This window comes from Variovorax sp. dw_308 (assembly GCF_019207085.1).
In the GTDB taxonomy this organism is placed as follows: domain Bacteria; phylum Pseudomonadota; class Gammaproteobacteria; order Burkholderiales; family Burkholderiaceae_C; genus Variovorax.
This window is the reverse complement of sequence record NZ_JAATOM010000021.1, coordinates 26716-51868: the sequence shown is the minus strand read 5'-3', so window position 1 is coordinate 51868 and position 25153 is coordinate 26716. Positions and strand designations below refer to the sequence as shown.

Sequence of the window (25153 nt, the reverse complement as noted above, 5' to 3'; positions counted from 1 at the left end):
TGAAGCGCCCGGCGCACTTGCGGGGCACGCCGAGAACGGGATAACAAAAAAACAGCAACCCGCACCACACGGTGCGGGCAATTCATCAACGCGAATACAGTTCGACGATCAGCGATTCGTTGATGTCGGCGGCGAACTCGTCGCGATCCGGCACCTTCTTGAACGTGCCTTCGCCCTTGTCGGCGTTCACTTCCACCCAGGCCGGCATGCCAACTTGCGCTGCGAGTTGCAGTGCTTCGGCGATACGCGTCTGCTTCTTCGACTTGTCACGGACAGCGATCACGTCGCCGGTCTTGACCAGGTACGACGGGATGTTGACCGACTGGCCGTTCACCGTGATCGCCTTGTGCGACACCAGCTGACGTGCTTCAGCGCGGGTCGAGCCGAAGCCCATGCGATAGACGACGTTGTCCAGGCGCGATTCGAGGATGAACAGCAGGTTGGCGCCGGTGTTGCCACGGCGACGGTCGGCTTCTTCGAAGTAGCGGCGGAACTGCTTTTCGAGCACGCCGTACATGCGCTTGACCTTCTGCTTTTCGCGCAGTTGCAGGCCGAAATCGGAAGTGCGCTGACCCGAGGTGCGACCATGCTGGCCGGGCTTCGAATCGAACTTCGACTTGTCCTGGATGGAGCGACGTGCGCTCTTCAGGAACAGGTCGGTGCCTTCACGGCGGGAAAGTTTGGCCTTGGGGCCGAGGTAGCGTGCCACGTGATCTTCCTTTGTGTCATCTGCCGCAGTGGTTTCCTGCGGGAGCCGTCAGCGGCGTGCCAACGGCGGTGGGCTTGTTGAAAAAACAAAATGCGCAGCCGCCGTGAAGCGGGCTGCGCCGGGCGTCAGCGCTTAGATGCGACGACGCTTCTGCGGACGGCAGCCGTTGTGCGGCACTGGCGTCACGTCGGCGATCGAGTTGATGCGAATGCCGAGTGCGGCCAGGGCGCGCACCGACGATTCACGACCAGGACCGGGGCCCTTGATCTCGACGTCGAGGTTCTTGATACCTTGCTCGACCGCGGCGCGGCCAGCGACTTCCGAAGCGACCTGGGCTGCGAAAGGCGTCGACTTGCGCGAGCCCTTGAAGCCTTGGCCACCCGACGAAGCCCACGACAGGGCGTTGCCCTGGCGATCGGTGATCGTGATGATGGTGTTGTTGAACGACGCGTGCACGTGGGCGATACCGTCGGCAACGTTCTTGCGAACCTTCTTGCGGACGCGCTGTGCAGCGTTGTTTGCAGGTGCTTTAGCCATGCTGTTCTATCCTTATTTCTTCAGGGACTGCGCAGCCTTGCGCGGACCCTTGCGGGTGCGGGCATTGGTGCGCGTGCGCTGGCCGCGCATCGGCAGGCCACGGCGATGACGGAAGCCGCGATAGCAGCCGATGTCCATCAAACGCTTGATGTTCATCGTCGTCTCGCGACGCAGGTCGCCTTCGATGGTGAACAGAGCGATCTGGTCGCGGATCTTCTCGAGATCGCTGTCCGTCAGATCCTTGATCTTCTTCGCATAGTCGATGCCGGTGGCTTCGCAGATCTTGCGAGCGCGGGTGCGACCGATGCCGAAGATGGCCGTCAGGCCGATTTCAGCGTGCTTGTGCGGCGGAATGTTGATGCCAGCAATACGTGCCATGTGCGTCCTCTGATGTTTCTCTAATCAACCCTGGCGCTGCTTATGGCGCGGGTCGGTACAGATCACACGCACCACACCCTTGCGGCGGATGATCTTGCAATTACGGCAGATGGTTTTGACCGAAGCCGAAACTCTCATATCAATTCTCCTAAAACTTTTCGTTAACCTGGCTTACGACGTCTTGAAGTTGGCCTTCTTCAGCAGCGATTCATACTGCTGGGACATCAAGTAGTTCTGCACCTGGGCCATGAAGTCCATGGTCACCACAACGATGATCAAGAGCGACGTGCCGCCGAAATAGAACGGCACGTTGTACTTGAGGATCAGGAACTCGGGCAGCAGGCAGACGAAGGTGATATACACCGCGCCAGCCAGCGTCAGGCGGACCAGGATCTTGTCGATATAGCGAGCTGTTTGATCACCCGGGCGGATGCCCGGAATGAACGCACCGCTCTTCTTCAGGTTGTCTGCCGTTTCGCGGCTGTTGAAAACCAACGCCGTGTAGAAAAAGCAGAAGAACACGATGGCTGCTGCGTACAGCAACACGTAAATGGGCTCGCCCGGCCGCAGCGCACTGGCCACGTCCTTGATCCAGCGGAAACCGCCTTCACCGGTGCTGAACCAGCCGACCACCGTTGCGGGCAGCAGGATGATCGACGAAGCGAAGATCGGCGGAATCACGCCAGCCATGTTCAGCTTCAGCGGCAGATGCGACGACTGACCGCCATACACCTTGTTGCCCACCTGGCGCCGCGCATAGTTCACGAGGATCTTGCGCTGGCCGCGTTCCACGAACACGACGAAGTAGGTCACCAGCACGACGACTGCCACGATGAACAGCGCCACCAGCGGATTCATCGCACCCGTCGACACCAGCGAAGCCAGGCCGCCGACAGCACCCGGTAGACCAGCCGCGATACCCGCGAAGATCAGGATCGAGATGCCGTTGCCCAGGCCACGTTCGGTGATCTGCTCACCCAGCCACATCAGGAACATCGAGCCAGCCGTGAGGCTGAACATTGCCGTGAGGCGGAAGCCGAAGCCCGGATTGATCACCAGGCCAGCCGACGATTCCAGCGCCACAGCAATGCTGAACGACTGGAACAGCGCCAGGCCCAACGCGCCATAGCGCGTGTACTGCGTGATCTTGCGACGACCTGCCTCGCCTTCCTTCTTCATCTGCTCGAAGGTAGGCAACACGTAGGTCATCAATTGCATGATGATCGACGCGGAGATGTACGGCATGATGCCCAGCGCGAACACGGTGAAGCGCGACAGCGCCCCGCCCGAGAACATGTTGAACAGGCTCAGGATGCCGCCCTTCTGGCCCTGGAACAACTGCGCCAACTGGTCCGGGTTGATGCCCGGAACCGGAATGTGCGCGCCGATCCGATAGACCACAAGTGCGAGCAGCAAAAACACGAGCCGGCGACGCAGGTCACCGAACTTGCCAGTCTTTGCGAGCGTTGCCGCGTTGGTTGCCACTACAGCCTTCTTTCCAATGCCGTATTAAGCGACGCTGCCGCCGGCTGCTTCGATCGCAGCCTTGGCACCAGCGGTTGCACCGATGCCCGTCAGCTTGACGGCCTTGGTGAGTTCGCCCGTCTTGATGATCTTGACGACCTTCGCGATCTGGCCGACGAGGCCAGCTTGCTTCAGTGCCAGCAGATCGACTTCGGCCAGGCCGAGGGCTTCCAATGCGGTCAACGTGACTTCAGCGTTGTACTTGAGCGTCTGCGACTTGAAGCCGCGCTTCGGCAGGCGACGCTGCAGAGGCATTTGACCGCCTTCGAAGCCCACCTTGTGGAAGCCGCCTGCACGCGACTTCTGACCCTTGTGACCACGACCCGCGGTCTTGCCGATGCCGGAGCCGATACCGCGGCCGACGCGACGCTTGTAGTGCTTCGCGCCGTCTGCCGGCTTGATGCCATTGAGTTCCATATCAGTCTCTCTTACAGAACCTTGACCAGATAACTGATCTTGTTGATCATGCCGCGCACTGCGGGCGTGTCCTGCAACTCCGACACGGAGTTGAGCTTGCGCAGGCCGAGGCCGCGCACGGTGTCGCGGTGAGCCTGCTTGGTGCCGATCGGGCTCTTCACCAGCTGCACCTTGACGGTTTGTTGTTGCGTCATGACGATGTTCCTCAGGCGAACAGCTCTTCGACCGTCAGGCCGCGCTTGGCAGCGACAGCAGAGGCGGTGGTCGAGTTCTTCAGGCCGTCCAGCGTGGCGCGGACCATGTTGTAGGGGTTCGACGAACCATGGCTCTTGGCCACGATGTCGGTGATGCCCAGGACTTCGAAGACAGCGCGCATCGGGCCGCCAGCGATGATGCCGGTACCCTTCGGAGCGGGGATCATGACAACCGAAGCGGCGCCATGGTGACCCGTCACGCGGTGATGCAGCGTGCCGTTCTTGATCGAGATCTTGAACAGGTTGCGACGGGCTTCTTCCATCGCCTTTTGCACGGCAGCAGGCACTTCCTTCGACTTGCCCTTGCCCATGCCGACCTTGCCGTCGCCGTCGCCGACCACGGTCAGTGCTGCGAAACCGAGGATACGACCACCCTTCACCACCTTGGTGACGCGGTTGATCGCGATCATCTTCTCGCGCAGACCGTCCTCGGGTCCTTCGTTCTGCGTTCTTGCTTGAATCTTTGCCATTTTGAAATTCCTTAGAACTGCAGACCGGCTTCGCGGGCCGCATCAGCCAGCGCCTTGACGCGGCCGTGGTATGCAAAACCTGCACGGTCGAAAGCGACCTTCTCGACGCCGGCAGCCTTCGCCTTTTCAGCGATGCGCTTGCCGATCAGCGTGGCGGCGGCGGCATTGCCACCTTTGCCCGACGCGCCGAGCGAGCTGCGGACTTCGGCTTCGGCCGTCGACGCAGAGGCGAGCACCTTGGCGCCGTCGCCGGAGATGACGGTGGCGTAGATGTGCAGATTGGTCCGGTTCACCGTGAGGCGAGCAACGCCCTGCGTGGCAATCCGGATGCGGGTCTGGCGCGAGCGGCGCAGACGTTGTGCTTTTTTGGTCAACATCATTTTGCTGCCCCTTACTTCTTCTTGGTCTCTTTGATCACGATCTTCTCGTCCGAATAACGGATGCCCTTGCCCTTGTAGGGCTCGGGCGGACGAACAGCGCGGATCTCGGCGGCGATCTGGCCGACACGTTGACGGTCGGCACCCTTGATCAGGATTTCCGTCGGGGTCGGGGTGGCCACCGTGATGCCTTGCGGCATGTCGATGTTGACCGGGTGCGAATAGCCGACCTGGAGGTTCAGCTTGGCGCCTTGTGCGGCGGCCTTGTAGCCCACGCCAACCAGGTTCAGCTTCTTCTCGAAGCCCTTGGTGACGCCGACAACCATGTTGTTGACCAGCTGGCGCAGCGTGCCGCTCATCGCATTCGCTTCACGCGAATCGTTGGCGGGAACGAAGCTCAGCTTGCCTTCTGCGTTGGTGACGTTGACCAATGCATTGCGGGTCAGCGCGAGCGTGCCGCCCGTGCCCTTGACATTGATCTGATCATCCTTGATCGACACATCCACGCCTGCGGGGATGACGACCGGTGCTTTACCTACTCGGGACATTTGTTCAGCTCCTCGATTAGGCGACGTAGCACAGGACTTCGCCACCAACACCGTTGGCGCGGGCCTTGCGGTCCGTCATCACGCCCTGGGGCGTGGTCACGATGGCGACGCCAAGACCGTTCTGCACTTGCGGGATCGCAGCGCTGGCCTTGTAGACGCGCAGGCCGGGGCGGCTCACGCGCTCGATACGTTCGATGACCGGACGGCCAGCGTAGTACTTCAACGAGATTTCAAGCTCGTTCTTGCCGGCTTCGGTCTTGACCTGGAAACCGTCGATATAGCCTTCGTCCTTCAGGACTTGTGCGATCGCGATCTTCACCTTGGAAGACGGGACCGACACGGTGGGCTTCGCCACCATCTGCGCGTTACGGATACGCGTCAGCAGGTCGGCAATGGGATCACTCATGCTCATGTTGTTTGCTCCTGCCTGGCTTACCAGCTGGCCTTGGTGACACCGGGGATGTCGCCGTTGAAAGCCAGTTCACGGATCTTGGCGCGGGCCAGACCGAATTGGCGGAAGGTGCCGCGGGGACGACCGGTGATTTCGCAACGGTTGCGCTGACGCGTGGGGTTCGCGTTGCGCGGCAGCTTTTGCAGGCCGAGGCGTGCAGCGGCGCGCTCTTCGTCGCTCTTCTTGAAGTCGTTCGCAATCGCCTTCAGTTCGGCGTGCTTTGCGGCGTACTTGGCGACCAGGTTGTCGCGCTTGAGTTCGCGCTGGATCAGGGATGCTTTTGCCATGGTCGCCTCAGTTCTTGAACGGGAAACGGAAACCAGCGAGAAGCGCCTTGGCCTCTTCGTCGGTCTTGGCCGTCGTCGTGATGCTGATATTCAGACCGCGCAGGGCATCAACCTTGTCGTACTCGATCTCGGGGAAAATGATCTGTTCCTTGACGCCGATGTTGTAGTTGCCACGGCCGTCGAATGCGCGACCGGAGATACCACGGAAGTCACGGACGCGCGGCAGTGCCACGGTCACGAAACGGTCCAGGAATTCATACATCTGGACGCCACGCAGCGTGACCATGCAGCCGATGGGCTGTTGCTCACGGATCTTGAAGCCGGCGATGGCCTTCTTCGACTTGGTGACGACGGGCTTCTGGCCGGCGATCTTGGTCAAGTCGGCGACGGCGTTGTCGAGGACCTTCTTGTCGGCGACAGCCTCGCCCACGCCCATGTTGAGCGTGATCTTGGTCAGGCGCGGGACCTGCATCGGCGACTTGTAGCCGAACTTCTCGGTCAGGTCTTTCGCGACTTTTTCGCGATAGTGTTGTTGGAGACGTGCCATTTGATTACCCCTTAGGCGATCTTGATTTCTTCGCCGCTGGACTTGTAAACGCGCACGCGCTTGCCGTCCGTGACCTTGATGCCCACGCGATCGGCCTTGCCGGTCGCGGCATTGAAGATCGCCACGTTGGATTGGTGAATCGGCATGGTCTTCTCGACGATGCCACCCGTCGTACCCTTCATGGGGTTCGGCTTGGCGTGCTTCTTGACGACATTGATGCCGTCGACGATCACATGCGAATCGTCCTTGCGCAGCGACACGACGCCGCGCTTGCCCTTGTCACGACCGGCCAACACGATGACCTGGTCGCCTGTGCGAATCTTGTTCATGGCGTTGATCCTTAGAGAACTTCAGGGGCCAGCGAGACGATCTTCATGAACTTCTCGGTGCGCAGTTCGCGGGTCACCGGTCCGAAGATGCGGGTGCCGATCGGCTCCAGCTTGGCGTTGAGCAGAACGGCGGCATTGCCGTCGAACTTGACGAGCGAACCGTCGGCGCGACGGATGCCCTTGGCGGTGCGAACCACCACGGCGCTGTAGATTTCGCCCTTCTTGACGCGGCCACGGGGTGCAGCTTCTTTGATGCTGACCTTGATGACATCGCCAACGCTGGCGTAGCGACGCTTCGAGCCGCCAAGCACCTTGATACACAGGACGGATTTCGCGCCCGTGTTGTCGGCCACTTCGAGCCGGGATTCAGTTTGGATCATTGTTCGTAGTTCCCAACTTGTACCGTTGCTTCACCAGGATGGGTCAGCGCCAGTCAGTCTTGGGCCCGTCGTCCGCACCTCAAACCACTTGAGATGCATCCGTATGGGCGGAAAGCCTCGCCTTTTCAAGCGAAGCCCGCGATTGTGCCACGGCGTATCCAAGCTGTCAACTCACTCGGCTACGGCAGGCTCAAAAACCCCCTAGACTTGCGGGCGTGCCGTCGCAACCACGTCTTCCCTTGTTCACGCGCCGGCGCCTGCTGGGCGGGGCCGCAGCATTGGCGGGGACGCTGGTCGGGTGCAAATCCGATGCCATCCAGACTGCTCAGGCGCGCGAGGGAGCCATGAGCCCGCAGCTGCGATTGCTCGCAGAGGCGCGGTTGACGCATTGGCAGCGCTTCGATGGCACCACCATTGGCGGGCTCTCGGGAATCGACTTCGACACCAAACGAGGTGAGTACCTGCTTCTGTCGGATGACCGGTCAAACCTCGATCCCCTACGATATTACGACGCGAACTGGTCGGCTGACAGCAGCACGGCGCCGGTGTTTTCCAAGGTGACTTCGCTGTTGCAGGCAGACGGAACGACCTGGCCGAACCGCCGCAACGCCCGCAGCGGCGTGCCGGTGCCCGATCCCGAAGCACTGCGCCTGCGGCCTGACACCGGCACCCTCCTCTGGGCGTCCGAGGGCGACGAGGCACGGGGCTTCGGCCCTGCACTCTATGAATCCCGGCGCGACGGCAGCCTGCTGCGGCAGTTTGCGCTGCCCGCGATGTTCGAGCCCGGCAGCGATGGCCGGCGCGGCGCGCGCGACAATCTCGGATTCGAAGGGCTGGCGCTGACGCCCGACCATCGCACCGCCTGGCTCGCCATGGAAAACGCGCTGATCCAGGACGGCGCGATACCGACACTGGATTCGCCGGGCGGCCCTAGCCGCTTCACGGCGCTAGACGTGGACAGCGGCCGCGTGCTTCGGCAGATCGCCTATGTGAACGATGCCGTCCCGGTACGACCGCTGGTGCCTGGAACGCACGCCGAGAACGGCGTCAGCGAGATCCTGATGCTGGACGCCCACCGGATGCTGGTGCTCGAACGCGCCTATGCGGCAGGCACTGGCAACTCGCTACGTCTCTACGAGATAGATACGCGAGACGCCGCAGACGTGCTGCTCATCGAGGCGCTGAAGCCCGGCAATCACCGACCGGTCGCGAAGACGCTGGTCGCCGACTTCTCGACCCTCAGCCTGTCGCGCCTCGACAACACCGAAGGCATGTGCTGGGGCCTTCCGCTGGCCAACGGCCGGCGCCTGCTGGTCGTGGTGAGCGACGACAATTTCAACCCGATGCAGATCACGCAGTTCGCCGCCTTCGAGTTCAACGACACACCATGACCCTGACCACCTCACTCCCCCGCGCCGATACCGCGCCGCTGCCGCCGATCGGATTCATCGGCGGCGGCAACATGGCCAGCGCGATCCTTGGCGGGCTGATTCGTCAAGGCATCCCGGCCACATCCTTCGAAGTCGTCGAGCCTTTCGAGGAAGCGCGCCAACGGCTGGCGCGCGATTACGGCATCGCAGCGCTGGCGCAAGCGGGTGCGGCCCTGGCACGCTGCGAGTTGCTGGTGTGGGCCGTGAAGCCGCAGATGTTTGCCGAGGCCGCCAGGCCGGTGCGAGAACATGCCGCGGGCGCGCTGCACCTGAGCGTCGCGGCCGGCATTCCCTCGCAGAGCATCGCCCGGTGGCTGGGCAGCGAGCGCATCGTTCGCGCCATGCCCAACACGCCGGCGCTCATCGGCCAGGGCATGACCGCCCTCTACGCCCGGGACGCTGTTGCAGGCGAGGCGCGGGAGATGGTGGCGCAGGTGCTGGCGCCCACGGGCCAGTTGCTCTGGGTCGATGCCGAGCGCGATCTCGACGCGGTGACGGCGATGTCCGGCTCCGGGCCGGCCTATGTGTTCTATTTCATCGAGGCCATGACCGAGGCCGGTATCGACATGGGCCTGACGTCGGAACAGGCGCACACGCTTGCGGTCGGCACCTTCAGCGGCGCGTCCGCGCTGGCGAGCGGGTCGAGCGAGCCGCCGTCGGTATTGCGCCAACGGGTGACGTCGAAGGGCGGCACGACCTACGCCGCGATCACGTCGATGGAAGGTGCGCAGGTCAAGGAGAAGTTCAAGGCGGCCATGCGCGCGGCGCAAGCGCGGGCGCGGGAGCTGGGCGAAGAGTTCGGGAAGTAGATTTCGCTCCGCAGCCCACGCAGGCGCTGCGAAGGGTACCTCGGTCGATCAGCGGAGCGCGTAGCCGATCGCGATGCCGGCGAACACCGAAAAGCCCAACCAGTGGTTCAGTCGGAAGGCCTTGAAGCAACCCTCGCGCGTGCGGGTGTGGATCAGCCGCCAATGCCAAGCGGCTTGCGCTGCGGCCACCGCGATCGCAAAGAGAAACGCGGCGCCAAGCTGATGGCTGTAGCCGATCCACCCCCAGATCGCGATGAACACGGCATAGCTGACCATGACCGCGACCACATCGAAGCTACCGAAGGTGATGGCCGAGGTCTTCATGCCGATCTTCAGGTCGTCGTCGCGGTCGACCATCGCGTATTCGGTGTCGTAGGCCAGCACCCAGAACAGGTTGCCGGCCAGCAGCCACCAGGCCAGCACCGGCACGTTGCCCTGAACGGCGGCAAAGGACATCGGGATGCCGAAGCTGAAGGCAATGCCCAGCACCGCCTGCGGAATGGACACGAAGCGTTTGGCAAAGGGATACATCAGCGTGATCGCCAACGCGCCGAACGACCAAAGCACGGTGATGCGATTCGTGGTGAGCACCAGCCCGAACGCCGCCAGCGCGAGCAGCGCGCCAAACACCAGCGCCTGCTTGACCGAGATAGCGCCGCTCGTCACCGGGCGTTGCGCGGTGCGCTTCACATGACGGTCGAAGTCGCGGTCCGCCACGTCGTTGACGCAGCAGCCCGCACTGCGCATGAGGATCGTACCGAGCACGAACACGACGAGCAGGTGCCATCCGGGCCAACCGTCCGCGGCGAACCACAGCGCGCCCAAGGTCGGCCAGAGCAGCAGCAGCCAGCCCGCGGGCCGGTCCCAGCGGATCAGGTCGAGGTAGAGGGTCAGGCGTCCACGCGCCGGCGGCAACGACGACATTTCAACGTTCCATGACGCTGCACGCCACCCGCGCCTGATGGAACAAAGGCGAGCAGCGCAAAGCCTGTTCTGGGGTGGGTCGCATTTCTACGAGAGCCGCCGCACGCCCGGCAATTCGCAGGCATAGACCGCATTGCGCACGGCGGCGATCGCCTCGTAGCGCGTAAAGCTGCGTCGCCAGGCCAGCACCACGCGCCGCGTGGGTGGTTCACCGCCGTGGGCATCGACGATGGGCAGGTAGCGCACGATGGGGTTCTGGTCCCTGGCGCGGGTCTTTCCCTTGGCCGGCAGCGCATCGGCCGGCACGGACAGGCGCGGCACCAGGGTCACGCCCATGCCCGCGGCCACCATGTGCTTGATGGTTTCGAGCGAGGAGCCTTCGAAGCTCTTGCGGATGCCTTCGGCGTTGCTCGAGAAGCGCGCGAACTCGGGGCACACCTCGAGCACGTGGTCGCGGAAGCAATGGCCGGTGCCCAGCAGCAACATGGTCTCGTTCCTGAGCTCTTCGGACGTGATCGATGCGCGCGAGGCCAGCGGATGGTTCGCCGGCAGCGCGGCCATGAAAGGCTCGTCGTAGAGCTGCGCCATGGCCAGGCCGGTGTCGGGAAAGGGCTCGGCCATGATGGCGCAATCGATCTCGCCGGCGCGCAGCATCTCCAGCAGCTTGGCGGTGAAGTTCTCCTGCAGCATCAGCGGCATCTGCGGCGTGCGTGCAATGTTCTGCCGGACCAGGTCGGGCAGCAGGTAAGGCCCGATGGTGTAGATCACGCCCAGGGTCAGCGGGCCGGCCAGCGGGTCCTTGCCGCGCTTGGCGATCTCCTTGATGCTGGCGGCCTGGTCGAGCACGCTCTGCGCCTGCTGCACGATCTGCTCGCCCAGCGGCGTGACGGTCACTTCGCCGGCGCTGCGCTCGAAAAGCTTGACCTCCAGCTCGTCCTCCAGCTTCTTGATCGCCACCGACAAGGTCGGCTGCGACACGAAGCAGGCTTCTGCCGCCTTGCCGAAATGCCGCTCGCGCGCTACGGCAACGATGTACTTGAGTTCTGTCAGGGTCATGGGTCTTGCGATTATGCGCAGGGGCCGGAGCGTCGAAATTCGGGCAGCCGAACGCAGAAGAAATACAAAAGTGCGCAGAAGTCGCGGAAGGACTTCCCTGAAATTTTTCTGCGACTTCTGCGAAACCTTTGCGACTTCTGCGTTCGGCGCCCGAATTCAGGCCTTGAGGTATTCCGACTTGCTGCCCAGCCAGCGATCGACGTGCCGCTGTGCCAACTCGGGGTGCTGGTCGAGCATGCGGGGCGCCAGTTCGCGTGCCCAGTCGAGGAGCAGCGCGTCCTGCGTGAGGTCGGCGAAGCGCAGCAGCGGCGCGCCCGACTGGCGGGCGCCGAGGAATTCGCCGGGGCCGCGGATCTCCAGGTCGCGGCGGGCGATCTCGAAGCCGTCGCCGGTCTCGGCCATGGCCTTGAGCCGCGCGCGGGCCGCCTCGCCGACGCGGCCGCCTTCGTTCGGCGCATAGAGCAGCACGCACGCAGACGCCGCGGCGCCACGGCCGACACGGCCACGCAACTGGTGCAGTTGCGACAAGCCGAAGCGCTCCGCGTGCTCGATCACCATCAGCGACGCATTGGGCACATCGACGCCCACCTCGATCACCGTGGTGCTGACCAGCACTTGCATCTCGCCCTTCGTGAAGCTCTCCATCACGGCCTGCTTGTCGGCAGTCGGCATGCGCGAATGCAGCAGCCCGACGCTTACGTCGTCGCCCAGCGTGCCGGCGAGTTCGTCGCGCGTCTCGGTGGCATTGCGCAGGTCGATGGCCTCGCTCTCCTCGATCAAGGGGCAGACCCAGTAGACCTGCCGGCCTTGCTCGAGCTGGGCCTGGATGCGTGCGATGACTTCGTCGCGCCGGTGATCGGCGACGAGCCTGGTGACGATGGGCGTGCGGCCGGGCGGCAGTTCGTCGAGCGTCGACACGTCGAGGTCGGCGTAATAGCTCATCGCCAGGGTGCGCGGGATCGGCGTCGCGCTCATCATCAGCAGGTGCGGCTCCTGCCCCTCGACCGCCTTGCCGCGCAGCGCCAGCCGCTGTGCAACGCCGAAGCGATGCTGCTCGTCGATGATCGCCAGCGCGAGATTGCGGAAGCGGACCTTCTCCGAGATGACCGCGTGCGTGCCGATGACCAGCGCGGCCTCGCCGCTCTCGACGGCCGCGGCCATGGTGTCGCGCTCCTTCTTCTTCTGGCTGCCGGTGAGCCAGGCCACGCGCAGGCCGCGTTCGAGCAGCAGCGGATCGAGCCAGCCGACCAGCTTGCCGAAGTGTTGCGACGCGAGGATTTCTGTGGGGGCCATCAAAGCGCATTGATGGCCGGCGTCGATGCACAGCGCGGCGGCGAGCGCGGCCACCACGGTCTTGCCGGAGCCGACGTCGCCCTGCAGCAGCCGGTGCATCGGCACGGAGCGCGTCAGGTCCCGGGCGATCTCCTCGCCGACGCGGGTCTGTGCGCCGGTCAGGGCGAAGGGCAGCACGCCCATCAACTGGGCATGCAGCGACGTGGGTGACTGAACGGCGTCGAGCATCGGCGCGCGCTGCGATGCGCGCTCGCGCCGGGCCTGCAACTGCGAGAGTTGCTGCGCCAGCAACTCCTCGGCCTTGAGCCGTTGCCAGGCCGGATGGCTGTGGTCTTCCAGCGTGGCCATCGCCACGTCGGGCGTCGGGTAGTGCAGGAAGGTCAGGGCGTCACGCAGGCCCCAGGCGCGATGCGGCAGATGCTGCTGCGGGATGGTTTCGTCCAGCACGGCACGCGCGAGCCCGGAGCGCACCTCGCGCCGCAGCACCGGCTGGGCCAGCCCGGCGATGGTGGAGTAGACCGGCGTCAGCGCCTGCGGCAACTCGGTGCCCGCGCTCTTGACGTTGGGCTGCATCATCTGCCGGCCGAGGAAGCCGCCCTTCATCTCGCCGCGCACGCGGACGCGCACGCCGACTTCGAGCTGCTTCTGCTGCGACGGATAGAAATTGAAGAAGCGCAGGATGCAGCTGTCGCTGCCATCGTCGAGCGTGACCAGCAACTGGCGGCGTGGCCGGTAGGTCACTTCGCTCGCGACCACCACGCCCTCGACCTGGGCCAGGTCGCCTTCACGGGTGTCGATGAGGCGCACGATGCGCGTCTCGTCCTCGTAGCGCATCGGCAGGTAGAGCGCGAAGTCGATGTCGCGCAGGAGGCCGAGCTTGCGCAATGCACGTTGCACCTGGCTCAGACCGGAACCCGGCGGCGCGGTGGCGGGCTTTGGCGGGGGTGCGGACTTGGCGGCGGCAGGCATGGGACAATTCTGCCCTTCACTTGGAACGGGCGTCCGCGCTGCGCGCAGCCACCCGGCATCGACATGAATGCATCGCGACCGCGATGCATGCAGCCCTCCAGCGCATGCGCCACTTCACCCTCTCCGATTTCGATTTCCACCTGCCGCCCGAGCTGGTGGCACAGCATCCCGCCGGCGAACGCACGTCTTCCAGGCTGCTCGATGGCACCGGGGCCGAGTCCGTCGACCGCATCTTCAAGACCCTGCCCTCGCTGCTGCGCGCGGGCGACCTGCTGGTGTTCAACGACACGCGCGTGGTCAAGGCGCGCTTGTTTGGCGAGAAGCCGACCGGCGGCAAGCTCGAACTGCTGGTCGAGCGGGTGCTGACGGGGCATGAGGTCGTCGCCCACATGAAGGTCAGCAAGAAGCCGCCGATCGGCACCGTGCTGCAGATGACCGGTGGCTTCCGTGCGACGCTGATCGGGCGCTGGCCCGATGCCGATGGCGCGCTGTTCCACTTCGTCTTCGAAAGCGATGCCGGCGAAGACCCGTATGCATTGATGGCCCGTTGCGGCCATGTGCCCTTGCCGCCCTACATCGAGCACTCGGACTCGGCAGACGACGAAAGCCGCTACCAGACCGTGTTCGCACGCGTGCCCGGCGCGGTCGCCGCACCCACGGCCGCCCTGCACTTCGACGAAGCCCTGCTCGGCGAACTCGATTCACGCGGCGTGCAGCGTGCCAACGTCACGCTGCATGTAGGCGCCGGTACGTTCCAGCCGGTGAAGGTCGAGAACATCGCCGAGCACCAGATGCACGCCGAGCGCTATGAAGTTCCCGCTGCCACGCAACAGGCCATCGACGATTGCAAGGCCCGCGGCGGGCGCGTGGTGGCCGTCGGCACCACGACGGTTCGGACGCTCGAATCGTGGGCAAAGAGCGGCGAGGCCACCGGCGACACGCGCATCTTCATCACGCCGGGTTTCGCCTTCGCGCACGTCGACCTGCTCATCACCAACTTCCACTTGCCCAAGAGCACGCTGATGATGCTGGTCAGCGCCTTCGCGGGCTACGAGCGTGTGATGGCGCTGTATGCGCATGCGATCCGCGAGCAATACCGCTTCTTCAGCTACGGCGACGCGATGCTGTTGGCACGAGAAAAATGAGACCCACCCCCGAAGCGCCCGCGGCGCCTCCGCCTCAAGCGCTCGCACGCGGTGGCCGGGCAAAGACGGCTGCGCGAGTGCCCACCAGCAGGCCTCGTCGCGCTCGCCTTGAATTCGCGAGCGCAGTCACCGCGAGCCTGGTCGGCGCGCTGCTACCCCTGGCCGCGTGTGCCCGCGGCTACACCAGCCAGTCGCTGTGCGGTGACTACGCCCGCCTCGACATCGCGACGCCGTCCGGCATGTGCGTGGCCTTGCTCGCCGACGAGGCGCAAGGCCTGCGCGCACCGCGCCGCATCCTGGAGGTCGCGCCGAACCGCTATTGGGTCGTCGATATGGGCTCGTGGGAGCCTGATCGGGGTCGCTTGCTGGAGATGACGCTGCCCGCCGAAGGCAGCGCGCCGCGGCGGGCCCGCCTGGCCGTGCTGGCCGAAAAGCTCGACCGCCCGCTGGGCCTGGCGCTGGGACCGGACGGCAAGGTGTATGTCGGGGAGGCGGGCCGCATCTGGCGCACGACGATTCCTTCGCCGGGCGCTGCGTTGCAGGCAGAAACCGTGATCGACGGCCTGCCCAGGGAAGGCACGCACCCGCTCAAGGAGATGGCCTTCGGTCCGGTCGTGCCGGGCAAGCCGCAGGTCAGCCTCTATGTGAACATCGGCTCCGAAACCGACGCCTGCAAGGACAGTACGAAGCAATACCCGATGCCTTGCGCGGAGCGTGGCGGCGCACAGCCACGTGCCGCGGTCTATGAGGCCACATTGGGCGGCCCGAGCTATCGCTTGCAAGGTTTCAGGCCGTTTGCCGTCGGGCTGCGCAACTCGGTGGCCCTGACCGTGTTGCCCGATGGCCCGTCCAAGGGCACCGTGCTGCAAGGCGAGAACTCGATCGACTACGAATCGCCCACCCAGCCGCCCGAGGAACTCAACCTGCTGCGCACCGGCCACGACTACGGCTGGCCTTATTGCGTCGGCAAGCAGCAATCCGCGCTGGGCTACGACGCCAAGCGCTTCGACTGCCGCAGCACCGACGCACCCCTCATGACGTGGCCGGCCCACGTCGCGCCGCTGCAGATGATGGTCGGTCCGCCTGGCACGCGCTTCGCCGGCCAGTTGCTTGTCGCATGGCGCGGCCACCAGCCGCCTGGACACCGCGTGGTCGGGTTCCGACTCGACGCACGCGGCCTCCCAGCCGGCAAGCCAATCGACTGGCTCGCCGGCTGGACGCCCAAGGACGGCGTGCGCCCGATGGGCAAGCCCACCGGCATCACCGTCGACCGCCAGGGCAGGCTGCTGGTGGTGGAAGACTTCAATCGCAGCATCCTCATGCTGCTGCCGCAATCACCCTCGACGCCCGCCGCCGCGCCGGCGCGTACGCCTGGAACCAAACCATGACTGCCAACACCGCATTGCCGCGACTGCAATTCGAACTGCTCAAGACCGACCCCGAAAGCCACGCGCGCCGCGGCACGCTCACGCTCAACCATGGCCCGGTGCAGACGCCGATCTTCATGCCCGTGGGCACCTACGGCACCGTCAAGGGCGTGATGCCGCGCAGCCTCGAGGAGATGGGCGCGCAGATCATCCTGGGCAACACGTTCCACTTGTGGATGCGCCCCGGCCTCGACGTGATGGCCAGCTTCGGCGGCCTGCATGGTTTCGAGAAATGGAACAAGCCCATCCTCACCGACTCGGGCGGATTCCAGGTGTGGTCGCTCGGCGCGATGCGCAAGATCAGCGAGGAAGGCGTGAAGTTCGCGTCGCCGGTCAACGGCGACAAGCTCTTCCTCACGCCCGAGGTCTCGATGCAGATCCAGACCATCCTGAACAGCGACATCGTCATGCAGTTCGACGAGTGCACGCCGTACGACACCAAGGGCCACGTCACTACCGAGCGCGAAGCGCGCACCTCGATGGAACTCAGCCTGCGCTGGGCCAAGCGCTGCCAGCACGAGTTTGCGCGGCTTGAAAACCCGAATGCGCTGTTCGGCATCGTGCAGGGCGGCATGTTCGAGAACCTGCGAGAGGAATCGCTCGCACAGTTGGTCGACATGGACTTTCCGGGTTACGCGATCGGCGGCGTAAGCGTGGGCGAGCCCAAGGACGAGATGCTGCGCATCATGGCCCACACGCCGCACAAGCTGCCGGCGCACAAGCCGCGCTACCTGATGGGCGTCGGCACGCCGGAAGACCTGGTGCAGGGCGTGACCGACGGCGTCGACATGTTCGACTGCGTCATGCCCACGCGCAACGCGCGCAACGGCACGCTGTTCACGCGCTTTGGCGACCTGAAGATGCGCAACGCCCGCCACAAGAGCGATCCGCAACCCATCGACCCGAGCTGTACCTGCCATGCCTGCGCCGGCGCACCGGGCGTGTCGTGGAACGATGGCGGCCGCGAGGGCTTCAGCCGCGCCTACCTGCATCACCTCGACCGCTGCGGCGAGATGCTCGGCCCGATGCTCACGACCATCCACAACCTCCACTACTACCTGAACCTGATGCAGGAAATTCGCGATGCGCTGGAAGCAGGCGAGTACACCGCCTTCCGCGCCCAATTCAAGTCCGATCGCGCAAGAGGCGTTTGAGAAAAGCGCAATCCCAGCAATGAGAAGGCCCGTCAAGGACGGGCCTTCTCATTCGTGAAACACCGCGGAACCGGCTCCGCCCGGCCGCTGGTGTTGCCCCGGTCAGGGCTGGGCAGAGCGACCCGCAGAGTCCTGCCGCCTGGGGCGCGCGCTCAATCCTTCAGATCGGCCGGCACCGTGCCGCCATTGGCCGCGATGCTGGCCATCACCGCCTTGTGCAGTGCGATGTTCCAGGCGGCCGATCCAGGTTCGTCATTGCCGGAAAACAGGATCTCGCTGGCCAACTGCTTGCGGGCCGCCAGGCTGCTGTCCAGCCCCAGCAACTTCAGCAGGTCCACGATGGAGGTGCGCCAGTTCAGCCCGCTCGCGCCCGGCATGGCATCGAGGATGGGCGCCACGTCGCCCAGCGGGATCGCGGGCGGCGGCGCAGGCACTGCCGGTGGCGGTGGTGCGCCCGGCGTGGGCGCTGCCTCGACAGGCGGGGGCGGCGGCGCTTCGGCGGCCTTGGCGGAGGGAAAGATCTTGGAAAAGATACTGCCGAAAATGCTCATGGAAGGGTTTCCCGAAATGGTTGATCAAGCAGTTGAGGCGCCGCGGGTCGAACGCCCCCGGGTCGAATGCGCGCGTCTTGCGAGCAGACCAACGTTCTATCACGCGATGGCAGGCACGGATGTGACGGGATGTGATGGCGGCTTGCGGTCATGCGTCGCCGCGGTGCCGCACCCATGGCAGAAGCGCGAGAACGCACTCTTGCGCGTGTCGCAGGCATGGCAACTGTCGATCAGCCCGATGCCGCAATGCGGGCAGAAGTCGATCGTCGTGCTCTTCAGGTCGACCGGCCGCTCGCAACCGGGGCACACGCTCTTGGCAAGCCGGGCCAGCGCCGTGTCGTAGCTCAACTCCTCGCGACGCACCTGGTCGGGCTGCGCCTCGGCCAGCTTCTGGCGCGCGAGATAGCGGTTGAGCGCCAGGATCGCATAGCGCCCCACCAGCACGGTGATGACAATGCCGACGATGTAGCGCACATAGCCGCCATAGCTCGGCAGGTACGGCACCAACTCGACGAAAAACGCGAACAGCGCAAAGAAGATGAATCCCCACACGAAGGGCCAGTACGTGCCCTTGCGCTTCTTCGCGAACAGCCAGCCGGCCGCCACCAGCAGCGGCAGTGTGAGCGCCAGTCGATAGCCGAACACGCGCAGCTCCACACGGCGGTATTCGGCGCGCAGCTTCTCCCGCGCTTCGTCCTCGAGCACGACCAGCTTTTGTTGCGCGCGCTCCTGGGCCTGTCGCGCATTCAGCGCGATCTGCCGCTGCGCGTCCACGCTGCGTTGCTCCGCATCCACCGTCGCCTTGAGCGCATCGAGCGCCCTGGTGCGCGCGATGAGCTCGGCGTCCTGGTCCGGCTGCTGTGTTGCGCGGCGTGTGGCGAGCCAGTTGGAGAAGGTCTCGCGGGCGTTCTGGCTGGCTTGCGACGCGGCTTGCAGCTTGAGTTCGGCCTGGTCCAGGTCGCCACGCGCCTGGCGACCGGCACGCTGCGCTTCCGTGATCGCGGTACGCAAGGGTTCGGCCGCGGCCTTGTCGACGAAGTCCTCGACCGTCTGTTGCCGCTCGACCTTCGGCAGGTCGCCCACGAGCGTTCCACCGAGCCCGATCAGGAAGCCGGCGAACACCAGCGCCACCAGCCATAGTCCCCGGTGAAACCATTTCTCCGACAAACGCAATGACTTGTTCATGTGCACCTCAAAGCTTCGATCGCACTGGCTGCGAGCCGAGCCCGGCACGTGGCAGCCAGGCGAACACCGAATCCACCGTGACCGTCTCGATCCGGTCGCTGAATCGCTTTTCATTCGGGTGGTCGTCGAAGGCCACATTGGCCGAACTGAGTCGCCCGCCCAAGCGCGTCAGCGCGCCAAGCCGCAAGGTCGTGGGTTCATAGCCCTTGAACTGCAGCCAGGCCTGCGCCTGCGAGCGGTTGCGGATGGTGGCCGGCTCCATCGCGGCGGCAAGCATCTCGATCGCCCACTGGTTGGACTGCTGGTACTTCTGTCCCCATGCATAGCTCACGATGCTGTAGGCCGGCGTGTTCAGTCGCACGATTCCGGCCGTGGGCCCTTGCAGCAGCGCCAACAGTTGCGCCTGCACCGCGGGCGTCGGGATTTCCCAGGCGGCTTCGTAGTGCCAGAGGTCGTCCAGGAAGAACTCGCCGAGGCCCTGGCGATAGAGCGCCGCGACAGCGGTGCCGCAGTGGTTGAGCTTGTGCACCACGCGCCACGCGCCGTCGTTCGTCTTGTAGGCCAGGCCGAGGTGCGAATACTGCAAGCCATACCTTTGCAGGTCCTGCCCCGCCCGGGCCAGAAAAACCACGCGTGCGCCGCTTGCGTCCAACGCGGCGGACGTCCGCTCGGCCAGTTGCATGCCCTTCGTGATCACGTCCGGGGTCGGCTTGCGTGTTTCGCACGAGCGGCCGGCATGGGCATGCAGCGGAAACAACAGCAACGCAACGACGATAGTGATCGCCACCAGGGCGACCGCGTGAACGAGGCGCGCAAAAAAGGAACGCACGGGCAAGTCGGCAATGGCCTTCACTTCAGCTCATCCTCTCGTTGTAGAGCAGGGCCCGCCCGACTGCATTGGGCACGAAGCAAAGCACTTCGCCCGCGGCCGACAGCACCACGCCACTGGCAATGACGCTGACGACGACCGTGCTGCCCACCACCAGCGACGCGCCGCCCGCCACCCGGCTGGCCACCTTGACGCTGGCCCGCGCACCATCGGCGGCGCGCTCGAGCAGGTAGACGGTCCCGTCCACCGAGGCCTCCATGGCCACGACCGTGAGCACGGCCCCGCCGACCGACAGCGCTGCCGGCACTGCGACCACTGCCGCGGCGGCCGTGCTGGCCACGGAAGCAGTGCCGACCACCGAGGCAATCGGCAGCATCGACAGCGCCAGGGAGGCCTCGCTCTGGGCCTGGGCCTGCAGCGGTGCGGCCAAGGCCGCGAAGGAGACGCAAGCAGCAGCGGCGAGGGTCGCGACGGACCTGTGGAGCCGGTGGAATGGGAGAAAGGTCATGAGAGCCTCGCGGCGTAGTGAAGGTGCGCGGATGGTGTTCCGCATGGTCTTCAGAAGCCGCGAATTACTGCACCGGTGGCGATGCGGTGCGCTGCCGGTATCGCGCTTCGATACCTATTTGCCAGGACCGTCTACCTGTCTGTCGGAACCGGCGCAACGAGAAGCGAATAAGCCAATGCAAACGCTGAACCCGCCCAGGCGGAACAATACCGCCCGGCGGCGCATGATGCGGGCGATCAAGATGAACAGCAGCAAGATCGGTGAGGCAGTGACTGCCCACAGGGGCGGCAGCACCAGGCATATCACGCGGCTCAACGTCCCTGCAGCAGATGCTCCCGCGTATACACCTGGTCGGTGTTGGCCATCCACATGGCAACGACTTCCAGAAGGTCTTGCGTGGGGGCCGGCGTGCCAGGCGACAGCATCGTCAGCGGCAGGAGCAAGCCCAGCGCGACCAAGGCCGCCGGTATGCGCGAGTGCGGCCGGCCTTCCTGCAGCAGCAGGAAGGCCGCGCTGGTCGCGATGCCCAGCACCAACCCTGTCACCACCTCGGAGGTCGAGTGCGCGAACAGCGCGAGGCGCGACACGCCGATGGCCAACGCCAGGGCCCAGCCCGCAAACGCCGCCGCGACCCGCACCCGGTGGCTGCGTCGCGCCGCCATCAACCAGAACACCACCGGCCAGACGCTGCCCGACAGCGCCGTGTGGCCGCTGAAGCCGGTGAAGTTGAAACGCGCGCTGCCGATGCCCCACCCCAGGAAGGCGAGCTTGGTACACATCACGATGAAGCCCGTCGTGCCGAACAGCAGCACCCACAGGCGTGCCGTGGGCCAGGTGCGGCGCGACAGCGACAGCCAGAGGGTGATCGAAGCGGCCGCAGGCAGCAGCAAGCCGCTGTCACCCAGCCAGGTCAGCGCGAGCCAGTATGTTTGCGGAATCCGCTCGATGAAGGCCCAGAGCAGGTCGCGCAGGAAACCCATCAGCTGGCGAGCAGCGCGCGAACGCGTTGCTGAAGTACGTCGGGCTGCACGTCCGCCGCCGCCACCGCGGGGCCAACATGCAGGCCCACGCTGCTGAAGAATCCACGCCGAAACGGCTTGGCCATCACGATGGGCTTGCCGCCGCGCTGCTCGACGCGGCTGAAGTAGGAACCCCAGAGATTGCTGAGCGCCATCGGGATCACCGGCGCCTCGATGCCCTCCGAGCGCGCGCGCTCGACGATCTTCACGACGCCACCCTTGAAGGGTGCCATCTCACCGTCGCGCGTGAGCGCACCCTCGGGGAAGATGGCCAGCAGGTCGCCCTCGCGCAGCACCTGCGCAGCCTGCTCGAAGGCTCTGTCGTAGGCGGCCGGATCCTCCTTTTGCGACGCGATCGGAATCGCCTTGGCCAGCTTGAACAGCCAGCCGAGCACCGGCACCTTGAAGATCTGGTGGTCCATGATGAAACGGATGGGTCGCGGGCTGGCGGCCATCAGCAGCACCGCATCGACCATGCTGACGTGATTGCAGACCAGCACCGCGGCGCCTTCGCCGGGAATGTGTTGATCGCCGCGCACCTTGAAGCGGTAGATGAAGTGCGACAGCACCCACGACACGAAGCGCAGCAGGTACTCCGGCACCAGCAGGAAGATGTAGCCGGCCACCAGCGCATTGGCAATGCCCGTGAACAGGAAGATCTGCGGAATGGTGAAGCCGGCCTTCAGCAGCGCACCGGCGATGACCGAACTGCCGATCATGAACAGCGCGTTCAGGATGTTGTTGGCCGCAATGATGCGGGCCCGGTGCGTCGGCTGGCTGCGCAACTGGATCAGCGCATACATCGGCACGCTGTACAGGCCCGCGAACAAGGACAGCAGCCCCAGGTCGGCCATCACGCGCCAGTGCGCATGCGTGTGCACGAAAGCGCCGAGCCCCATCTCGGCGACCAGAGGCAGCGCGCGCGAGGCGAAGTACAGGTCGATCGCGAAGACGCTCATGCCGATCGCGCCCAGCGGCACCAAGCCGATCTCCACCTGCCGGCGCGACAGCGTCTCGCACAACAGCGAACCCGCACCGATGCCCACCGAGAACACCACCAGCAGGAGCGACGCCACCTGCTCGTCGCCATGCAGCACTTCCTTGGCGAAGCTCGGGAACTGGCTCAGGAACACCGCTCCGAAGAACCACATCCAGCTAATGCCGAGCAGCGAGCGGAACACCACCACGTTGCCGTGGGCCAGCTTCAGGTTGCGCAAGGTTTCGCTGACCGGATTCCAGTTGATGACCAGTTTGGGGTCGGTGGCCGGCGCCCTCGGAATGGCCTGCGCGACGCCCCGGCCGACCAGCGCCAGCAGTACGCAACCCACCGCCACCGTCGTGTGGCCGATGCCCGGTATCGCGACCAGCAGGCCGCCCGCGACTTGGCCGAGCAGGATGGCCACGAAGGTCCCCATCTCCACCATGCCGTTGCCGCCGGTCAATTCGCGCGCATCGAGCACCTGCGGCAGCAAGGCGAACTTGACCGGGCCGAACAGCGTGGAATGGAGGCCCATGAGGAACACGCATCCCAGCAGCACGATCGCATCGGCCTGCACGAAGCCCCAGGCCGCGATCAGCATGATCACGATCTCCAGGTTCTTGACGAAGCGGATGATCCTGGTCTTGTCGAACTTGTCGGTGAGTTGCCCGGCCGTGGCCGAGAACAGCAGGAAGGGCAGGATGAAGAGCGCACCGATGACGAGGCCGGCCATCGCGGGTGGCATCCAGCTCAGTTGCAGTTGGTAGGTCACCATCACCGTGAAGGCGAACTTGAACAGGTTGTCGTTCGCGGCGCCCGAGAACTGCGTCCAGAAGAACGGGGCAAAGCGGCGCTGGCCCAGCAGCGCGAACTGGTTGGCGTGAGGTTCTGCCTCGGCAGGCCCGGGGGAGGCGGGGGTGGCGACGGATGTGGTCATGCGAATGTCCCTTGCGGGCTCTTCAGGCCGTCGACACGGCGGCGCCCGGATTGTGCCGCACGGTTTGCATTCCCACCGTTTGCAACGCGATCAGGACCGGCACGCCGGCCAGCGCCGCCGTGAAATGTTTCAGCGTGTGCCCGGAAATCAGGTGGTGCGTGGCCTCGTAGACCACGTGGTCGCCGAGTTCGAACAGCTTGGCCAGCGCATAGAAGAAGATGACCCAGCCGAGCTTGAGGCCAACGGCATGGGGCATCGGCTTGGCCAGCGCCAGTGTGAGCACCAGGCCCATGCCGCCGAACTGGACCACTGCCCAGGGTGTGACGTTGCCGGTTTCGTGCCATGTCGCCACCGCCAGCAAGCCTGATGCCAGCGTCGCCCACGCAGCCACCCAGCCGGCGCGCGGGCTCACCTTTTCGCAGGCGGCCAGGCCGATCAGGCCGGCGAACGCGATCGCCATGCCAGCCCGGTCGGCGGCCAGGCGAAGCACATCGGGTTGCAGGTGATAGAAGGTCGAGCCCGCGGCACAGGCGACCAGGCCGGCAAAGAAGATCCAGGCGCAATCCAGCGCGTTGGCATGCGGCTCCTGTGCGACGGAAGCAGCAGGATCATGCGAGCGATCGAGCCAGTGCAGGCGGCGCAGGCCCCACAGGCCGATGGCCAGGAAGGGCAGGTTGCTCAGCACGTCCATGGCATTGGGCAACTGGTGCCAGACGCGGTCGTCGGCGAACACCGATGCGCCTGCTTCGGCGCCCGTCAATGCGGGCGCGACAAGCGCCACCAGCAGGAGCAACAGGAAAACCGAAAAAAGTCCGCGTTCGCGTCGGTTGAGGGTAGGCAGGTGCATGGCAAGCTCCGGGGCTGGTGGGCTGAGGCGCGCAATTTAGGTTGGCAACCGCCCCCGGGGCATCGAAAATTGATACGGAGCATTTTCGCACGCCCTTCGGTACCTGATTCCTATACCAACATTCAACCCAGCATGAGCACGACAGTCGACCTGGTCCTCGCCCTGAAGGCCGAACTCAAGAACGCCAAGATGACCTACGCCGACCTCGCGCGGTCACTGGACATGGCGGAATCCAGCGTCAAGCGCATGCTGGCCAAGGGCGACATGCCGCTCTCGCGGGTCGACGCGATCTGCCGCGCATTGAAACTCGACTTCGCCGAACTGGCCCGCACCGTGGCCGATGCACAGCCGCTCATCAAGGAGCTGACGCACGAGCAGGAAAAGGCCGTGGTCAGGGACAAGAAGTTGCTGCTGGTGGCCATCAACGTCCTGAGCCAGTGGACGCTGGAGCAGATCACCGCCGCCTACCGCATCTCGGAGGCCGAATGCATCAGTTGCTTTGCGCAACTGGACCGCATCGGCATCATCGAGTTGAAGTCGATGAACCGCTACCGTCTCAAGCTCGCGAAGACCTTCCGCTGGCGGCCGAACGGGCCGTTCATGGAGTTCTTCCGCGACCATGTGGTGCTCGACTACTTCCGTGGCGGCTTCAACGGCCCGGCCGAGGGCTTGATGCTGGTGCACGGCACCGTGAGCCGTGCGCTGGCGCCCTCGTTCCGCGAGCGCTTGCAGCGCGTGGCGCAGGATTTTGCCCAACAGCACCAGACGGACCAGAAGCTGGCCGCAAAGGACCTCGAGGGCTATACCCTGGTGCTGGGCATGCGCAACTGGGAGTTCGAGGGGTTCACGCGGCTACGCCGCTGAACCCGGGCAACCACCGCAG

The 25153-nt window shown here is 65.0% G+C and carries 31 protein-coding genes; 6 read left to right on the top strand and 25 right to left on the bottom strand.

The window, feature by feature from the left end; translation table 11 throughout:
- Positions 1-85: 85 nt before the first annotated feature.
- The 15 genes from rpsD to rplN all read right to left on the bottom strand — a co-directional run bounded on the left by rpsD (position 86) and on the right by rplN (position 7208).
- Positions 86-709 carry a 30S ribosomal protein S4 gene (rpsD, locus tag HCU76_RS28545; protein ID WP_213958253.1) on the bottom strand — a complete coding sequence of 208 codons (624 nt, stop codon included), beginning with the start codon at positions 707-709 and terminating at the stop codon, positions 86-88.
- Between the two features lie 132 nt (positions 710-841).
- Positions 842-1246, bottom strand: a complete 405-nt coding sequence (gene rpsK / locus HCU76_RS28540) for a 30S ribosomal protein S11 (protein ID WP_009124825.1) — start codon at positions 1244-1246, stop codon at positions 842-844.
- 12 nt (positions 1247-1258) lie between these two features.
- Positions 1259-1624, bottom strand: a complete 366-nt coding sequence (gene rpsM / locus HCU76_RS28535) for a 30S ribosomal protein S13 (RefSeq protein ID WP_213958254.1) — start codon at positions 1622-1624, stop codon at positions 1259-1261.
- Between the two features lie 24 nt (positions 1625-1648).
- Entirely contained in the window at positions 1649-1762 is a 114-nt protein-coding gene (rpmJ, locus tag HCU76_RS28530) for a 50S ribosomal protein L36 (protein WP_038201958.1), read from the bottom strand.
- 33 nt (positions 1763-1795) lie between these two features.
- A complete protein-coding gene (secY, locus tag HCU76_RS28525; RefSeq protein ID WP_213958255.1) occupies positions 1796-3109 on the bottom strand; it encodes a preprotein translocase subunit SecY in 1314 nt (437 codons plus the stop codon).
- A 24-nt stretch (positions 3110-3133) separates the two neighbouring features.
- On the bottom strand, positions 3134-3565 hold the full coding sequence (gene rplO / locus HCU76_RS28520) for a 50S ribosomal protein L15 (protein WP_213958256.1): 432 nt from the start codon (positions 3563-3565) through the stop codon (positions 3134-3136).
- Positions 3566-3576: 11 nt separating this feature from the next.
- Positions 3577-3759, bottom strand: a complete 183-nt coding sequence (rpmD, locus tag HCU76_RS28515; RefSeq protein ID WP_213958257.1) for a 50S ribosomal protein L30 — start codon at positions 3757-3759, stop codon at positions 3577-3579.
- Between the two features lie 11 nt (positions 3760-3770).
- Positions 3771-4289 (bottom strand): 30S ribosomal protein S5, encoded by a 519-nt coding sequence (rpsE, locus tag HCU76_RS28510; RefSeq protein WP_140840889.1) that lies wholly within the window; start codon positions 4287-4289, stop codon positions 3771-3773.
- Between the two features lie 11 nt (positions 4290-4300).
- Positions 4301-4666: a 50S ribosomal protein L18 gene (gene rplR / locus HCU76_RS28505; protein ID WP_213958300.1), complete on the bottom strand. Its 366-nt coding sequence runs from the start codon at positions 4664-4666 to the stop codon at positions 4301-4303.
- 14 nt (positions 4667-4680) lie between these two features.
- Positions 4681-5214, bottom strand: a complete 534-nt coding sequence (gene rplF, locus HCU76_RS28500) for a 50S ribosomal protein L6 (protein ID WP_213958258.1) — start codon at positions 5212-5214, stop codon at positions 4681-4683.
- Between the two features lie 16 nt (positions 5215-5230).
- Complete coding sequence (gene rpsH / locus HCU76_RS28495) at positions 5231-5626, bottom strand: 30S ribosomal protein S8 (RefSeq protein WP_218511190.1); 396 nt, start codon at positions 5624-5626, stop codon at positions 5231-5233.
- Between the two features lie 20 nt (positions 5627-5646).
- On the bottom strand, positions 5647-5952 hold the full coding sequence (gene rpsN / locus HCU76_RS28490) for a 30S ribosomal protein S14 (protein WP_213958260.1): 306 nt from the start codon (positions 5950-5952) through the stop codon (positions 5647-5649).
- 7 nt (positions 5953-5959) lie between these two features.
- Positions 5960-6499 carry a 50S ribosomal protein L5 gene (gene rplE / locus HCU76_RS28485; protein WP_213958261.1) on the bottom strand — a complete coding sequence of 180 codons (540 nt, stop codon included), beginning with the start codon at positions 6497-6499 and terminating at the stop codon, positions 5960-5962.
- Positions 6500-6510: 11 nt separating this feature from the next.
- The gene (gene rplX, locus HCU76_RS28480; protein WP_213958262.1) at positions 6511-6828 is read right to left on the bottom strand and encodes a 50S ribosomal protein L24; all 318 of its coding nucleotides are present in this window, start codon (positions 6826-6828) and stop codon (positions 6511-6513) included.
- 11 nt (positions 6829-6839) lie between these two features.
- Positions 6840-7208, bottom strand: coding sequence for a 50S ribosomal protein L14 (gene rplN, locus HCU76_RS28475; protein ID WP_009124801.1), 369 nt, complete (start codon positions 7206-7208; stop codon positions 6840-6842).
- A gap of 344 nt (positions 7209-7552) precedes the next feature.
- On the opposite strand from rplN, the gene HCU76_RS28470 reads away from it, so the two are divergent.
- Entirely contained in the window at positions 7553-8599 is a 1047-nt protein-coding gene (locus HCU76_RS28470; protein WP_256354536.1) for an esterase-like activity of phytase family protein, read from the top strand.
- Entirely contained in the window at positions 8596-9447 is an 852-nt protein-coding gene (gene proC, locus HCU76_RS28465; RefSeq protein WP_213958263.1) for a pyrroline-5-carboxylate reductase, read from the top strand. The genes HCU76_RS28470 and proC overlap by 4 nt, the downstream gene beginning before the upstream one ends.
- A 48-nt stretch (positions 9448-9495) precedes the next feature.
- Here the strand turns inward: proC and ubiA are convergent, their stop codons facing one another.
- The 3 genes from ubiA to recG form a co-directional block, all read right to left on the bottom strand.
- The gene (gene ubiA / locus HCU76_RS28460; RefSeq protein WP_213958264.1) at positions 9496-10371 is read right to left on the bottom strand and encodes a 4-hydroxybenzoate octaprenyltransferase; all 876 of its coding nucleotides are present in this window, start codon (positions 10369-10371) and stop codon (positions 9496-9498) included.
- 87 nt (positions 10372-10458) lie between these two features.
- Complete coding sequence (locus tag HCU76_RS28455) at positions 10459-11427, bottom strand: LysR substrate-binding domain-containing protein (protein ID WP_213958265.1); 969 nt, start codon at positions 11425-11427, stop codon at positions 10459-10461.
- A 156-nt stretch (positions 11428-11583) separates the two neighbouring features.
- Positions 11584-13689 carry an ATP-dependent DNA helicase RecG gene (gene recG / locus HCU76_RS28450; RefSeq protein ID WP_218511189.1) on the bottom strand — a complete coding sequence of 702 codons (2106 nt, stop codon included), beginning with the start codon at positions 13687-13689 and terminating at the stop codon, positions 11584-11586.
- Between the two features lie 104 nt (positions 13690-13793).
- On the opposite strand from recG, the gene queA reads away from it, so the two are divergent.
- The 3 genes from queA (at position 13794) to tgt (ending at position 17415) form a co-directional block, all read left to right on the top strand.
- Positions 13794-14834 carry a tRNA preQ1(34) S-adenosylmethionine ribosyltransferase-isomerase QueA gene (gene queA / locus HCU76_RS28445; protein WP_218511219.1) on the top strand — a complete coding sequence of 347 codons (1041 nt, stop codon included), beginning with the start codon at positions 13794-13796 and terminating at the stop codon, positions 14832-14834.
- Positions 14835-14911: 77 nt separating this feature from the next.
- On the top strand, positions 14912-16222 hold the full coding sequence (locus tag HCU76_RS28440) for a hypothetical protein (RefSeq protein WP_345944772.1): 1311 nt from the start codon (positions 14912-14914) through the stop codon (positions 16220-16222).
- Positions 16219-17415 (top strand): tRNA guanosine(34) transglycosylase Tgt, encoded by a 1197-nt coding sequence (tgt, locus tag HCU76_RS28435; RefSeq protein ID WP_213958267.1) that lies wholly within the window; start codon positions 16219-16221, stop codon positions 17413-17415. The genes HCU76_RS28440 and tgt overlap by 4 nt, the downstream gene beginning before the upstream one ends.
- Positions 17416-17567: 152 nt before the next feature.
- Here the strand turns inward: tgt and HCU76_RS28430 are convergent, their stop codons facing one another.
- The 7 genes from HCU76_RS28430 to HCU76_RS28400 all read right to left on the bottom strand — a co-directional run bounded on the left by HCU76_RS28430 (position 17568) and on the right by HCU76_RS28400 (position 24270).
- Positions 17568-17966: a DUF3597 domain-containing protein gene (locus HCU76_RS28430; protein WP_213958268.1), complete on the bottom strand. Its 399-nt coding sequence runs from the start codon at positions 17964-17966 to the stop codon at positions 17568-17570.
- Between the two features lie 99 nt (positions 17967-18065).
- Positions 18066-19151: a zinc ribbon domain-containing protein gene (locus tag HCU76_RS28425; protein ID WP_213958269.1), complete on the bottom strand. Its 1086-nt coding sequence runs from the start codon at positions 19149-19151 to the stop codon at positions 18066-18068.
- 7 nt (positions 19152-19158) lie between these two features.
- Positions 19159-19941 carry a DUF2145 domain-containing protein gene (locus tag HCU76_RS28420; protein WP_218628330.1) on the bottom strand — a complete coding sequence of 261 codons (783 nt, stop codon included), beginning with the start codon at positions 19939-19941 and terminating at the stop codon, positions 19159-19161.
- Positions 19942-20005: 64 nt separating this feature from the next.
- Entirely contained in the window at positions 20006-20488 is a 483-nt protein-coding gene (locus HCU76_RS28415) for a hypothetical protein (RefSeq protein ID WP_213958270.1), read from the bottom strand.
- 311 nt (positions 20489-20799) lie between these two features.
- Entirely contained in the window at positions 20800-21468 is a 669-nt protein-coding gene (locus HCU76_RS28410; protein WP_213958271.1) for a phosphatase PAP2 family protein, read from the bottom strand.
- Positions 21468-23423, bottom strand: a complete 1956-nt coding sequence (locus HCU76_RS28405; protein ID WP_213958272.1) for an MFS transporter — start codon at positions 23421-23423, stop codon at positions 21468-21470. Before HCU76_RS28405 ends, HCU76_RS28410 begins: the two co-directional genes overlap by 1 nt.
- Positions 23424-23445: 22 nt before the next feature.
- Complete coding sequence (locus HCU76_RS28400; RefSeq protein WP_213958273.1) at positions 23446-24270, bottom strand: hypothetical protein; 825 nt, start codon at positions 24268-24270, stop codon at positions 23446-23448.
- Between the two features lie 132 nt (positions 24271-24402).
- Here HCU76_RS28400 and HCU76_RS28395 point away from each other — a divergent pair, with 132 nt between their 5' ends.
- Entirely contained in the window at positions 24403-25134 is a 732-nt protein-coding gene (locus HCU76_RS28395) for a helix-turn-helix transcriptional regulator (protein WP_213958274.1), read from the top strand.
- Positions 25135-25153 lie beyond the last annotated feature (19 nt).